We start from the raw sequence: 13169 nt of genomic DNA on the forward strand, positions 1-13169 counted from the left end.
CGTGGACGTGCGCGGCGCGATCGCCGCGGGTTTCGCAGCCGGTCGACCATCGGAGGACATGCGTGAGCGCAACGGCCATCGACCAGGACTCGGGCATCCCTGCTCCTCGCGCGCGGCGCGTACATCGTCCCGACGTTCGCCGCGTACTGGAAGCTGTCTCGCGAAGGGCGCGAAATCGGCCTCGACCAGGGGCTCGTCGACCTCGCCGGGCGGGTGTGGGACAGGAAGATGGAGTATTTCATGCGGGCGGCGAAGGCCGGCGTCAAGTTCGCGACGGGGACCGACACGGGCGCGCCGCGGGTCTTCCACCACGAGCTGGCGCTCGAGCTCGAACTGATGGTGCAGGTCGGGCTGACGCCCGAGCAGACCTTGCGGGCCGCGACGGTGAGCTGCGCCGACCTGCTGGGGTGGTCGGACCGGCTCGGCACGCTGACCCCCGGCAAGGAGGCCGACGTCGTCCTGCTGGACGGGAATCCGCTCGACGATATCAGCGCGACGCGGCGGATCCGTCACGTCTTCAAAGCCGGCGTGCACTACGTTCCCGAACCGCCCGTCCCGCCGCTGCCCTAGGCCTACAGGAGAACCACCGGCGTCTCCCAATCCCATAGGCGGGACGTCCGCAGATTGCACTAGCTGAAGGGGGAGAACACGATGGATTGGATCGAGAGGCTCTTTCACGTTGCGCCGGACGGAGGCAACGGCTCGGTGGAGGTCGGCATTGTCGCCGGCGTCGCGATCGCGGCGGCGATGGTCGTCGCCGGCGCGCTCAAGCTCGGTGCCCGGCTGCGTCGCCGGGCCGCCGCCCAGCAGTCGCGCCCGCGCAGCGCTCAACCCAGCCGTTGAGCACGGCGGCCGTCACGTCCAGGTTCGATCCCGGCGGCGCCGTTCGAGGCGGGGTCGTCTGGAAGAATTGGCACCCGCTCGCCGGCGATCCCACGAGCGAGGTCGCGGTCGCGATCGTCGCCGGCAGCCGGCCCGGCCCCACGCTGTGGCTGGAAGGCGCCATCCACGGCAATGAGATCGACTCGGCCATCTTTGTGCAGAAGCTCATCCAGGCGATCGACCCCGCGCGGCTGCGCGGGACCCTCATCGCCGTCCCGGTGGTCAACAACGCCGCCTTTGTGGCCTGTCAGCGCGACAGCCCGGCCGACCGCAAGGACTCAAATCGTCAATTTCCAGGCCGGGCCGACGGCTCGTACAGCGAGCAGCTCGCGGACGCGATCCGGTCGTCGATCGAGGCGCACGCCGACTACGTGATCGACGTCCACTCGTCGACGGAGACGTTTCTTGCCCTGTCGCACGCGCTCTACTTCGCGGCGGACACCGAGGTGTCGCGGCGCTCCCAGGCGCTCGCGCGCCGTGCGTGCGTCGACGTGATCTGGGAGAGCTCCGGGGACTACATGGCCAACGCGCTGTACTGTTGGACCGTCCAGCACGGCGTCCCGACCGCGCTGCTGGACGTCGGGGACCTGGACGTCGCGCCGGGTCTCGAGGGGTCGGTCGCCGGCGGACTCAACATGCTGGCCTTCGCCGAGATGCTGCCCGTTCCGGCCCTCGAGGCGCGCGAGCCCTACACCGTGCTCGATCCGCGCTGGGTGGTGGCGGAGCGCGGCGGCGTCGTGGTCCAGTATGTGACGCCCGGCTCCCGCGTGAACCGCGGCGCGAAGCTGTTCGACGTGCTCGACGCCAAAGGCGGGACGCTCCACACGGGCGTGAGCCCCGTGGACAACGCCTTGGTGCTGACGACGCGTCGGCTCAAGCGCGTCGCCCAGGGGGAGTGGGTCATCTCGCTCGGCGCGATCACGCACGACCCGGCGCGTCGCTCCTGAAGCACCCGGCATTTTGAAGAAAAGCGGAGGTGGAGCCGACATGCGGCACATCGTAACCGAAACATTACTGCGCCCGCTCGCACTGGCGGTGCTGGCGGGATTGGCGATCGCGGCCTTCGGCGGAGGGACGCTGTCGCAGGCCGCGGACGCGGTGCACCTGAACTTCCTCATTCCGGAGGGGCCCGGCCAGGACGTCGCGGCGAGGGCGGCCGTGGCCGTGTACCAAAAAGAACACCCCAACGTGAGCGTGACGATCGTCGCGGGCAGCAACGCCAACTACTACCCCAAGATGCTCGCGGCGATGCAGACGACCCCCGACCAGCCGCTGTTCAACATGGCCTACATCAACGCGCCGACGTGGCCGAAAGGGTACACCGCGGACATGTGGCTGCCGCTCGACACGGCGCGCGTGCCGAACGCGCTGCACGTGATCAAGCAGTACCGGCGGGCCCAAGATAAAGGCGTCGGCGTCGGCATCGTCCTGATCGGGCTCTTGTACAATGAGAAGTACGTCAAGACGCCGCCGACGTCGTGGACCGATCTGTGGGCCAACGCCGCCTTTAAGCACAAGGTCGTCCTGTTCGACTATCTATGGGAGTACAACGGCCTGGTCATGGCGGCCAGATTGAACGGCGGCAGCGAAACGAACATTGAGCCGGGCATCAAGGTGTGGAGCCAGCACGCCGACCAGATCCGGGCGCTGATCACCTCGACGGACCAGATGCAGAACCTGCTCCAGACCGGCGACGCGTGGCTGACGGCGTGGCCCAAGGCCAACCAGGCTGTCTGGGCCAAGCAGGGCCTGCCGTTTGCCTTCGCCGTCCCCAAGGAGGGCGCCGTCGCCTTCCCGCTCTTCCTGACGGTTGTCAAAGGATCGTCCCCGGCGCAGGTGCGGGCGGCCCAGGACATCATCAACCTGCTGCTGAGCTCGTATTACCAGGGCCTCTACGCGGCCAGCAGCTACACCTCGCCCGTCTCGGACGAAGTGCGGATTCCGGCCGCGCTGGCCAACGACCCGGCTTTCAGCCAGCGGGTCCTGAGCAAGGCGATCCTGCTCGACGAGGCGGCGATCGCCGCGAACAGCCCGAACTACACGAAGCTGTGGAACGCCGAGGTGAAGTCCAAGCTGTAGGCGGCGCATCCAGGTGGCAGCACGGACGGACGGCGGGGCGGCCGTCGTCACAGGCCGCCCCGCCGTCGTGACACTCGACCGCGTCACGAAGCGTTACGGCGCTACGGTGGCCGTCGCCGATCTCTCGCTGGAGATCCGGCAGGGCGAGTTCTTTTCGCTCCTCGGGCCGAGCGGGTGCGGCAAGTCCACGACGCTTCGCATGATCGGCGGCTTCGAGCGTCCGTCGGCCGGCACCATCTCGATCCGCGGCACGCCGTCGAACGACGTGCCGCCATACAAGCGCGATACGAACATGGTCTTTCAGCAGCTCGCGCTCTTCCCGCACCTCGACGTCTACGAGAACGTCGCCTTCGGGCTACGGGCGAAGCGTGCGCCCGCGCACGAGATCGGGCCGCGCGTCGAGCGCGCGCTCGACCTCGTCGCGCTCGGGCCGTTCAAGCGGCGCGCCGTCCGGTCGCTGTCCGGCGGCCAGCAGCAGCGCGTCGCGATCGCCCGCGCCCTCGTCAACGAGCCCGCAGTCCTGCTGCTGGACGAGCCGCTCGGGGCCCTCGACCTGAAGCTGCGCCTGCAGATGCAGCTGGAGTTGAAGAATCTGCAGCGGCGCGTCGGCACGACGTTCATCTACGTCACGCACGATCAGATCGAAGCGCTGACCATGTCCGACCGGATCGCGGTGATGAACGACGGCCGGCTCGAACAGACCGGCACCGGCCGCGAGATCTACGAGCATCCGAAGACGCCGTTCGTGGCGGGTTTCATCGGAGACACCAACCTGATCGAGGTCGTCCGGCGCGAGCCGGGGCGGTACGCCACGCCGGACGGCGCGCTCGCGTTCGCGCTCCGGGAGTCCGGCGATCGCGCCGTCGTGTCCCTGCGGCCGGAGCGGATCCGCGCCGGCGCGGCCGCGAAAGCGTGCGCGCAGCGCGCGGCGGGACGCGTAATCGACGCCGTCTACGTCGGCGCGGACGTGCAGTACGTGGTGGCCGCGGGCAACACGCGCCTGACCGTCAAGACCCGCGGCGACCAGGTCTTCGCGGCCGGAGAAGAGGTCGAATTGGGCTGGCAGCCGTCGGACCCCGTGGCCGTCGGAGCGGCCGGCCGGTGAGCGCCGCGCCGCCCGCCCACGACGGGCCCGCGTCCGTATGGCGGGACCTCGGCCGACGGCTCCCGGCCGCCGCCCTGCTGCTGCCCTCCACCGTGCTGATGTTGGTCTTCCTGACGGCGCTGGGCATCCTGCTCTCGTACACGGTCCGCCCGTCGGTCACCGTCGCCCACCCGCTGACGCTGAGCGCCTACGCGCGGTTTTTCACCGACCCCTACGCCCGGCTCCTCACCCGGAACACGCTGGTGCTCGGCGCGGTCGTCACCCTCGGCACGCTGATCGTGGGGTATCCGACCGCCTACGCGCTGGCGCGGCTGCGGAATCCGCTGCTGGTGCTGGCGGTCTCCCTCGCGCTCTTCGCCCCCCTCCTCGTCAGCGTGGTGATCCGGGCCTACGGCTGGCTGGTGCTGTTTTCCAGCAAGGGGCTCATCAACTTCGCGCTCGAGCGGGCGGGGCTCATCCGGGAGCCGCTCCGGCTGCTGTACACGCCCTGGAGCGTCGAGGTCTCGCTGATCCACATCCTGATGCCGTTCATGGTCTTTCCGCTCTTCAGCGTGCTGCGCCAGATCGACGTGTCGCTCGAGGAGGCGGCGCACGACCTGGGCAGTGGACCGTGGCAGACCTTCCGGCGCGTGACCGTGCCGCTGAGCCTGCCCGGCGTGATCGCCGGCATCCAGATCGTCTTCAGCCTGTGCATCAGCGCCTACGTCTCCCCGGCCCTCCTGGGCGGCGGCCACGTGCTCGTGCTCGCGCCGGCCATCTATCAGGCGACGATCGACATCGACTGGCCGCTCGCCGGCGTGATGACGCTCGTGCTGCTGGTGCTGTCGCTCGTGGTCCTGCTCGCCGTCAACGTCCTCAGCCGCCGCATCTTCGCCCACGAGCAGACCGGCCGCGCCGGCACGGCGCCGGCCTCGTCGCGCCACCCCGCGATGTACGCGTGGCTCGCGCTCGTGGCCGCGTTCATGGTCCTGCCGATTGCCATCGTGATCGTCGACTCGTTCAACTCCGTCGCCTACAGCGTCTTTCCGCCGCCGGGCTTCTCGCTGCGCTGGTACGAGCATCTGTTCAGCGCGCTCGATTGGCGGCCGGCGCTGCGGAATTCGCTGATCATCGCGTGCTCCGCGAGCACGATCGCGGTCGCCGCCGGCACGCTCGCGGCGTACGCGATGGCCCGCTACGTGGCCTCGGGCCGGGAGTTCGTGCGGGCGATCTTCTTCGGGCCGTTCCTGATGCCGCGGATCGGCATCGGGCTGGCCTTCTTCATCCTGATGCTGCGGCTCCATCTCTACGGCAGCCTCGCGAGCCTCATCGTCGCGCACGCGGTGATCACGCTCCCGTTCGCCGCCGCGATCATGTCGGCCGCGTTCGTGGCGGTGCCGCGCGTCTTCGAAGAGTCGGCGATGGATCTCGGCGCCGGGCCCGTCCGAACGTTCCTGTCGGTCGTCGTCCCGCAGGTGGCCCCGGCGGTGCTCGTCAGCCTGGTGTTTGCGTTCGTCACGTCGTTGGACGAATTGGAGACGTCGCTGTTTCTCGTCCGCCCCGGCAATCAGACGATCCCCATCGCCATGCTGACCTACATGTTCCAGTATCAGGATCCGACGATCGCGGCGCTGGCGTCGCTGCTGGTCGGGATCTCGGTCCTCGCGGTCGCGGCCGTTGTGGTTTTGATCCGGCGGGGCCGTTTCGCGAATACGCTCGCGGCATCGGTGACGGGGACGTGAACGACGTCCTGGGACGCGCGATGCGCGAAGAGCGGTGGGACGCCGTGCTGTTGTCGTCGCCCGAGAACGTGCTCTACGCGTCGGGCGCGCACGTGCACACGCAGAGCCTGATCCGGCGCCGGCAGGCCATGGTCGTCCTGGGCGCCGCGGGCGACGGCGCCCTCATCGTCGCGGAAGTCGAGCGCGGCCTCGCGGCGAGGCACAACCGCCTGTCCCAGCTGCTCGCCTACCGGGAGTTCGAGCAGACGGCGATCGATCTCGCGCTGCCGCTGCTCGCGCCGCTGCTGAAAGCGGGCGGCACCCTCGGCCTGGAAATGGAGCACCTGCCGGCGGGCGACTACGATCGGCTGCGCGCGGCGCTCGGTTCCGTGCGGGTCGCCGCGGTGGACGAGCGCCTGCGCACGCTGCGGTCGGTCAAGTCCGCCGCGGAGCTGGAACTGTACGCTCGAGGGGCGCGCGCTTTGGACCAGGCGATCTGCAACGCGGTCGCGGGCTGCGCCCCCGGCACCCCCGAGGCGCAGCTCGCCGCCTCCATCGTCTCGAACCTCTACGAGATCGCGGGGGCGGACGTGAGGACGGCGGTCGGCCTCGTCGCGAGCGGCCGGAATCTATTGACGACACACCACGTGGCCGACGGCACGCCGATCGAAGGCGGCGCCGTCGCCCGCGTCGGCTGCCGCGCCATGCTCGGCGCCCATCACGCGCTGGTGGCACGCACGGCGCTCGCGGCGCCGCCGCGACCGGGGCTGCCCGATCTTTACGCACGGTTGGTGTCGGCCCGCGAGGACCTGGTCGCGTCGCTGCGGCCGGGCGTCACGGGCGACGAAGTGTACACGCGGGCCGCGCGCTTCCGGACGTCGGTGGGGCTGGAGCTTCGAACCGCCCACGTCGGCCACGGCATCGGCCTCGAATACCAGGAGCCGCCGCGGCTCCGGCCGGGCTCCATGGACGAGGTGGCCGCCGGCATGGTCTTGATCCTGGTGACGGTCGCGCCGGTCCCGAATGTCGGCAATCTCTACTTGGAGGACATCGCCGCGGTCGGGACGTCCGGCGCGACGCTGCTCAGCAACCATGCGCCCGACGCACCGCTGATCATAGCGTAGCGTCCACGACTGCCGGCCCGCTGCGGCGTCGAGCGCGTCCCCCGCACCCACGGTTCAAGGGCCGGCACGTGATGACCGTGCCATACTCCGAAGTCCGCGCCGAAGCCCATGTGATCGATCCCGGCAACGGAGGCGAGGTGGTCTACGTGGTCGAGCAGACTACCTGATTGCCGGCTACCCCTCGTCAAGCAACGCGCACGCGGCGACCGGGGAGCCGTCGCCGCCGACGATGCGCAGCGGCAGCACGGCGAGCGTCAGCCGCCGTCCCAGCACTTCCTTGAGGCCCGGACCGAGGTTTTCCACGATCAGCACGTCGTGCCCGAGCAGGCGCCGGTGGATCGGATGGTCGAACCCCGGCGGCCGGGTGACGACCGGCAGATCGGGCGTGATCGTGTCCGTGCCCACGATGCTCACGCCGCGCTCGATGAGAAACTCGGCCGCGTCGACCGACAGATACGGGTGCGTGCGGTAGTCGTCCCGCCCGAAGCGCTCCGCGTACCCGAAATAGACGAACACGATGTCGCCCCGCCGGATCTCCGGGCGCATCTCGCGCAGCTCCGGCGCGGTCAGCGGCACGGGCCCCTCGCGCGTCGCGTCGAGGACCACCCCCGGCCCCACGAAGCGCCCGGTCGGATAGGCGTCGATCGCCGGCCCGTCGGGGAAGAAGTGGCGCGCCGCGTCGATGTGCGTGCCGACGTGCGCCGCGGTCCGGATCTCCGTGATCGACACGTGAGCGGATCCGCCGGGAAATGTGATCGTGTGCGGCTTCGGCTCGAACACGGGCACATCGTGGTGTTTGCCGTGCGGCATCCCGGAGTACCAGGGCTGAGCGAGGTTCACGCAGCGCGTCGCCATCCGCTCAGCTCTGCCGCTCGCCCGAGGCCGCCGGCGCCACCGCGGCGAGCAGCCGCCGGTACACGTGAACGAAGTCGGCGTCGAGGCCCAGCGCCACGCTGTGGATGCCGCGCGCGACCCAGTCGCGCACCGGCTCGACCTGGGCGGGATCGCGCACCGGAAGATACGTCACGGAGATGATCTTGCCGGCCTGCCGGGCGCGCTCCATCAGCCGTGCCTCGGCCTCCAGCACCTTCGGGTGGTCGCGCTGTCCGGGTACGCCGAGATGGGAGGCCAGCGTGCCGCGGCCGCCCAGCACCATGTCGAGCCCCGGCATCGCGAGAATCGCGTCCATGTCCCGAAGGGCGCCGGGAGTTTCCATCTGGACTCCGAGCAGCACGTGCTCGGACGCCCACGCCGCGTATTCGTCCGGTGCGACGCGTCCATGTCCGTCGAGGCCGGTGAGCCCGACCCGCCGCGCGCCGTGCGGCGGCAGCTTGGCCGCGCGCACCGCGGCTGCGACGTCGGCGGCGCTCTCCACTTCGGGCACGATCACGCCCGAGGCGCCGAGATCCAGCACCATCCGGATCGCCTGCGGGTCCACCGCCGGCACGCGGACAAACGGGGTGATGCCCTCGGCGTGGGCGGTCTGAATCATGGCACGGAGCATCTCCGGACCGATGTGGTTTTCCAGGAGATCGATCCGAACGAAGTCGAGCCCCGCGTGCGCCAGCAGCTCGATCGTGGCCGTCGACGGGATGCGCGCGTAGACGCCGAACGACGGCCGTCCTTCCCGGAACGCGGCGCGAACGCGGTTCGGCTTCAGCATGCCTCCGCCTCCACCAGCACTCCTCGCCCGCCGTCGCGCCGGAGCCGCGCGCCGAGCGGCGCGCTCTGCTCGTCGAGGAAATTGAGGACGGCCTCTGCGCGATCGCCGCGGACCACTTCCGGCTCCCCCAACGCGTTCAGCACGACCGGCACGACCTCGACCCGCGCGATGCCCGCGGCGCCGGCAAGCAGCCGGACGGCGCACGTGAGCTTCGTCACCGGGGCGTGGAGCGGCGCGGTGTTGTACGGCGGAAACGTCCGGCGAAGGACGATCGTGCGGCCCTCGGCGTGCGTGTGGAACACGAAGTCGCCGATCGAGTACAGGATCGGACGGCCGCGGTAGAGCTCCATGCCGTGCAGCATGTGGGCGTTGTGACCGACGATCGCGTCGGCGCCCGCATCGATGAGCGCGCGGCCGAGCGGGCGCTGGTAGGCCGCCAGCGGGCCTTGGTGGGCGGCGATCCAGCCGTTCGGGATTCCCCAGTGCATCGCCACGACGACGAGATCGGCGTCTTCGCGCGCCGACCGGATGGCCCCGCAGGCGCGCTCGACGTCGTCGGGATTGGCTTCCGTCTGCACGTACGGCGACATCCCCGGCACCTCGTCCAGCGTCTCGCTGTCGTACAGGTAGCTCGTCCTGATCCTGATCGGCGCGATCCCGGGGGCGCCGGGACGGGCCGCGAATCCGTGCGGCAGCGTCGTAGCGAAGGACAGGACCGCCACGCGCCTGCCGCCCGCGCGCGCCATCGCCGGAGCCATCGCCGCGTCGAGGTCCCGGCCGCCGCCCGCCGCGGCGATCCCCGCCTCCGCCAGGACGTCGAGCGTCCGCAACAGACCGTCCGCGCCGTAGTCGAGCGCGTGGTTGTTGGCCACGGTGGCGACGCGGCAGCCGATTCGCGACAGCTCGCTCGCGAGATTCGGATCGGCGCGCATCGTAACCAGCTTGCTGGCCGGGGTGCCGCGATCGGTCAGCGCGACCTCGAGATTGATCACGCCGAGATCCGCCTGCTGGAGCAGCGCGTAGGCTTCGAGGGTCGCGGGCCCCGTCGCATCGGCGCCGCTGCGCAGCAGCGGGTGCTCCAACATCAGGTCGCCGGTGAAGCAGAGCGAAACGTGGTCGCCGTCCGGCACGCGGTGTGTCACTCCTCGCGCGGCCACCGGCCGATGCCGGCGCCGCCGCGCGGATCCGACGCGGCGGCCGGACCGTTCGGCGTGAACTCGACCGCCTGATTGCAGCCCATATAGATCGTCGCTTCGATCTCGTATCCCCGGCGGCGAAGCGGCTCGGCGACCGTTTCCGCAAGGGCCGGCTCCACGTAGATCTTCCGTCCGGCTTCGCTGTGGATCCGCGGCGCCGCGAGGGCCGCGGCGAGCGGCATCCGGAAGAGCACCATGTTGAGCAGCGTCTGAAACACCGCGCTGATCAGCCGGCTTCCGCCGGAGGACCCGATCGCGATCCACGGCGCGCCGTCCCGGTAGACGATGGTCGGACAGCCGCCGCCCATGCGCTTCCGGGGCGCGATCGAATTATGATAGCCGCGCAGCGGATTGAAGTGCCCCAGGAAATTGTTGTGGAGGAACCCGAGTCCCGGCGTCGCAACACCGGCGCCCGCGATCGAGCCGATCGAATGCGTGATGCTGACCACGTCGCCGTCGGTGTCGAGCGCCGACACGTGCGTCGTATGGCCGTCGGCCGGGATCCCGCCGGCGTGCCCCGTCTCCAGCGCGAAGTCGCGCCGGATGCCGCGAAGGCGCTCCTTCGACACGAGCCACCCCACCGGGACGCTGACGAAGGCTGGGTCCGACAGGTACGGCATGCAGTCGGCGAAGGCCGCGCGGGTCGCCCAAGCCACCGCCTCCACGTAGTCGGGGCTGTTCCACTCGAGCCGGCCGAGATCCATCTCCTCCGCCAGGTTCAGCATCGTCACCAGCACCGCCCCGTGGGCGGGCGGCGGAGCGGAGTACAGGGTGAGACCACGGAAGGTGCCCTGCACCGGCTCGACAACCTGCACCTGGTACGTCTCGAGATCGTCGGCCGTCACGAATCCGCCCCGCGCGGCGAAATCGGCGGCCATCTCGCGGCCGACGGCGCCGCGATAGAATTCGTCCGGTCCGCCGCCGGCGACGCGCGCGAGCGTCCGGCCGTACTCCGGCTGCCGCATCGTCTCACCGGTACGCATCGGGCGTCCGCCTGGCAGATACCGGTCCCGGGCCGCGGCGTCCGGGCCGAGCTTCCTGAAGACGTCCGGGTAGCCGGGCCGGTCGCCGCCCTCGAACGTGTAATAGGTCTCGAGATACGGATAGACCGGAAATCCGTCCGCGGCGATGCCGGCGGCCGGCTCGAGCAGCGCCGGCCACCGCAGGCGGCCGTCCCCCAGGCCCAGCAGCGCGTCCATCCCGCGCACGAACCCGGGCGTCATGATCGACTCGTAGCCCAGCTGGTTGCGGTCGTCCGCGATCAGATAGCGGCCCGCGCGCTCGCTGCGCCCCATGAACGCCTCTTCAAAGACGCCCGGCTCAGCCCGCGAGCCCACCGCGACGGAGGCGTTGAGAAATCGCGGCGCGGGCCAGCCACGACGCGCGACCATGATGTGCGCCATGCCGCCGAGGCCGCAGCCAAGCGGATTGGTCACGCCCTGCACCGCGGCTGCGGCGACGGCCGCCTCGAGGGCGGTTCCGCCCTGAGCGAAGATCCCCTCACCGGTCTCCGCGGCCGGCGGTTCCGGACAGGCGATCGCTCCTGCTCGCATCGGGTCCGCTCCTAGTCGAGCCTGAGGCTCGGATCGAGTATGTCCCGCAGTTGATCGCCGACGACGTTCACGCTCAGCAGCGTCGCGCCGAGGACGATGCCCGGCAGCACGCCGACCCACCAGTCGCTCTGCAGGTATCCCCGGGCGGTCTCGAGCATGCTGCCCCATTCGGGCGTCGGCGGCTGCGCGCCCAGCCCGAGAAAGCTCAACGACGCGCCCACCAGGATCGCGGCGCCGTATCCCAGCGTCGCCAGCACGAGCACGACGTGCCGGATATTGGGGAGCAGGTGCCGCCACATGATCCAGGCGCCGGATCCGCCCACGGCCCGCGACGCTTCGATATACAGGTTGCTCTTCGCGCCGAGCGTGGCGCTCCGGACGACGCGCCCGACCCCGGGGGTCTGGCCGATGCCGACCGCCACCATCGCGTGGGTCAATCCGGGGCCGAGCAGCGTCACCACGATCAGCGCGAGCAGAATGCCCGGGAACGCCATCAACACATCGACGGCGCGCATGACGACGTTGTCGTACGCGCCCGCATAGTAGGCCGCCGTCACGCCGATCAGCGTTCCGGCCGCGGTGCTGATCACCGTCGCGAGGACCGCGTAGCCGAGCGACGTGCGGGCGCCGTACACGACGCGGCTCGCGATGTCGCGCCCGAACTCGTCGGTCCCGAGCGGATGCACCGGCGAGGGAGGCGCGAGCACCGCCTCGGGACCCATCTGGACGGGGTCATATCGAGCCACGAGTTCGGGGGCGATCGCCACCGCCGCGATCAAGCCGAGGAACAGAAACGCCGCGCGGCTCGCGCCGTTGGAACGCCGCACAAACTGGCCCCACCGCAGGGCGCCGCGGGAGCGCGGCCGCCGCGCGGCCGGGGCGGCTACGGCCATGTCGGGAACCACCCGCGCGGCGTCGCCCCGGCCGTCACGAATACCGGATGCGCGGATCGAGCCACGCGTACATGATGTCTGTGACGAGATTCACGAGCGTGTAGATCACCGCGATCAGCAGCACCACCCCCTGCACGACCGGAAAATCCCGCTGCAGAATCCCGTCGACCACGAGGCGCCCGATGCCGTCGCGCGCGAACACGGTCTCGGTGACGATCGCGCCGCTGAGGAGCGTCCCGAACTGCACCGATCCCAGCGTGACGGTCGGCAGCAGCGCGTTGCGGAGGGCGTGGCGGACGACGACGACCCGCTCCCTCAGGCCCTTCGCACGCGCCACGCCGACGTAATCCTTCCGCAGCACTTCGAGCATCGAGCTGCGGAGCAGCCGCGCGAGCGCCCCCGCCGGATACCATCCGAGCGTCAGCGCGGGAAGGACCAGCGCCCGCCACCCGGCCTGCCCGCTCGTCGGGAACCAGCCGAGCTGGACCGCGAACACCACGATCAACAGGATGCCCGTCCAGAACGACGGCAGCGAGATGCCGACGACGGCGAACGCGGTGACGGCCGTGTCGATCCACCCGCCCCGGCGGACGGAGGCCAGCACGCCTGCGGGCACGCCGACGAGCAAGCCAAAGGCCATGGCCGCGAGCGCGAGCGACAGGGTCGACGGAAGCGCGGCGCGGAGGTCATCCAGAATCGGCCGGCCCGAGCGCAGGGAGCGGCCCAGGTTGCCCACGGCGAACCGCCGCGCGTCGTCCGCGAGCTGCCGGTAGAGCGGCCGGTCGAGACCGAGACTGTGCCGGATCATCTGCAGCTGGGCCGCCGACACCGGCGCGTCCCCCACCATGAGCTGCGCCGGGTCGCCGGGCACGAGATGGATCATCAGCGACACCAGCACGAGCACGCCGGCGACGACGATCGCGCTGTGCAGCAGGCGGTAGCCGATGAACGACCCCATGCGGGCCGGCTAGGCG

The 13169-nt window shown here is 70.5% G+C and carries 13 protein-coding genes; 7 read left to right on the top strand and 6 right to left on the bottom strand.

The genetic code is table 11. The features are described 5' to 3' along the window. Positions 1-99 precede the first annotated feature (99 nt). From VKT83_09710 to VKT83_09740, 7 genes are all read left to right on the top strand, one after another. Complete coding sequence (locus VKT83_09710) at positions 100-570, top strand: amidohydrolase family protein (protein ID HLY22727.1); 471 nt, start codon at positions 100-102, stop codon at positions 568-570. 81 nt (positions 571-651) lie between these two features. Next, complete coding sequence (locus VKT83_09715; GenBank protein ID HLY22728.1) at positions 652-843, top strand: hypothetical protein; 192 nt, start codon at positions 652-654, stop codon at positions 841-843. Next, positions 840-1829 (top strand): succinylglutamate desuccinylase/aspartoacylase family protein, encoded by a 990-nt coding sequence (locus VKT83_09720; protein ID HLY22729.1) that lies wholly within the window; start codon positions 840-842, stop codon positions 1827-1829. Before VKT83_09715 ends, VKT83_09720 begins: the two co-directional genes overlap by 4 nt. A gap of 40 nt (positions 1830-1869) precedes the next feature. Next, entirely contained in the window at positions 1870-2961 is a 1092-nt protein-coding gene (locus VKT83_09725; protein ID HLY22730.1) for an extracellular solute-binding protein, read from the top strand. A gap of 13 nt (positions 2962-2974) precedes the next feature. Next, positions 2975-4066 (top strand): ABC transporter ATP-binding protein, encoded by a 1092-nt coding sequence (locus tag VKT83_09730; protein HLY22731.1) that lies wholly within the window; start codon positions 2975-2977, stop codon positions 4064-4066. After that, positions 4063-5787 (top strand): ABC transporter permease subunit, encoded by a 1725-nt coding sequence (locus VKT83_09735; GenBank protein ID HLY22732.1) that lies wholly within the window; start codon positions 4063-4065, stop codon positions 5785-5787. Before VKT83_09730 ends, VKT83_09735 begins: the two co-directional genes overlap by 4 nt. Then, complete coding sequence (locus VKT83_09740) at positions 5784-6890, top strand: M24 family metallopeptidase (GenBank protein HLY22733.1); 1107 nt, start codon at positions 5784-5786, stop codon at positions 6888-6890. Before VKT83_09735 ends, VKT83_09740 begins: the two co-directional genes overlap by 4 nt. A 174-nt stretch (positions 6891-7064) precedes the next feature. Here VKT83_09740 and VKT83_09745 read toward each other — a convergent pair whose 3' ends face one another. The 6 genes from VKT83_09745 to VKT83_09770 are packed head-to-tail and all read right to left on the bottom strand — an operon-like array spanning position 7065 to position 13153. Further along, the gene (locus tag VKT83_09745; GenBank protein HLY22734.1) at positions 7065-7745 is read right to left on the bottom strand and encodes a cyclase family protein; all 681 of its coding nucleotides are present in this window, start codon (positions 7743-7745) and stop codon (positions 7065-7067) included. Between the two features lie 4 nt (positions 7746-7749). Further along, positions 7750-8553, bottom strand: a complete 804-nt coding sequence (locus VKT83_09750) for an aldolase/citrate lyase family protein (GenBank protein ID HLY22735.1) — start codon at positions 8551-8553, stop codon at positions 7750-7752. Beyond that, positions 8547-9695, bottom strand: coding sequence for a CapA family protein (locus VKT83_09755; protein HLY22736.1), 1149 nt, complete (start codon positions 9693-9695; stop codon positions 8547-8549). Before VKT83_09755 ends, VKT83_09750 begins: the two co-directional genes overlap by 7 nt. Continuing rightward, positions 9692-11302, bottom strand: coding sequence for a gamma-glutamyltransferase (locus VKT83_09760; protein ID HLY22737.1), 1611 nt, complete (start codon positions 11300-11302; stop codon positions 9692-9694). Before VKT83_09760 ends, VKT83_09755 begins: the two co-directional genes overlap by 4 nt. Before the next feature lie 11 nt (positions 11303-11313). Continuing rightward, the gene (locus VKT83_09765; protein ID HLY22738.1) at positions 11314-12195 is read right to left on the bottom strand and encodes an ABC transporter permease; all 882 of its coding nucleotides are present in this window, start codon (positions 12193-12195) and stop codon (positions 11314-11316) included. A gap of 34 nt (positions 12196-12229) precedes the next feature. Continuing rightward, the gene (locus VKT83_09770; GenBank protein HLY22739.1) at positions 12230-13153 is read right to left on the bottom strand and encodes an ABC transporter permease; all 924 of its coding nucleotides are present in this window, start codon (positions 13151-13153) and stop codon (positions 12230-12232) included. Positions 13154-13169: the final 16 nt, after the last annotated feature.

The organism is bacterium (assembly GCA_035308905.1).
Classification (GTDB): domain Bacteria; phylum Sysuimicrobiota; class Sysuimicrobiia; order Sysuimicrobiales; family Segetimicrobiaceae; genus DASSJF01.

Bases quoted from the DNA above. Each gene is read 5' to 3' on its own strand.
- VKT83_09715 (HLY22728.1), top strand. From the start codon at position 652: ATGGATTGGATCGAGAGGCTCTTTCACGTTGCGCCGGACGGAGGCAAC.
- VKT83_09750 (HLY22735.1), bottom strand. From the start codon at position 8,553: ATGCTGAAGCCGAACCGCGTTCGCGCCGCGTTCCGGGAAGGACGGCCG.
- VKT83_09725 (HLY22730.1), top strand. From the start codon at position 1,870: ATGCGGCACATCGTAACCGAAACATTACTGCGCCCGCTCGCACTGGCG.
- VKT83_09760 (HLY22737.1), bottom strand. From the start codon at position 11,302: ATGCGAGCAGGAGCGATCGCCTGTCCGGAACCGCCGGCCGCGGAGACC.
- VKT83_09745 (HLY22734.1), bottom strand. From the start codon at position 7,745: ATGGCGACGCGCTGCGTGAACCTCGCTCAGCCCTGGTACTCCGGGATG.
- VKT83_09770 (HLY22739.1), bottom strand. From the start codon at position 13,153: ATGGGGTCGTTCATCGGCTACCGCCTGCTGCACAGCGCGATCGTCGTC.
- VKT83_09765 (HLY22738.1), bottom strand. From the start codon at position 12,195: ATGGCCGTAGCCGCCCCGGCCGCGCGGCGGCCGCGCTCCCGCGGCGCC.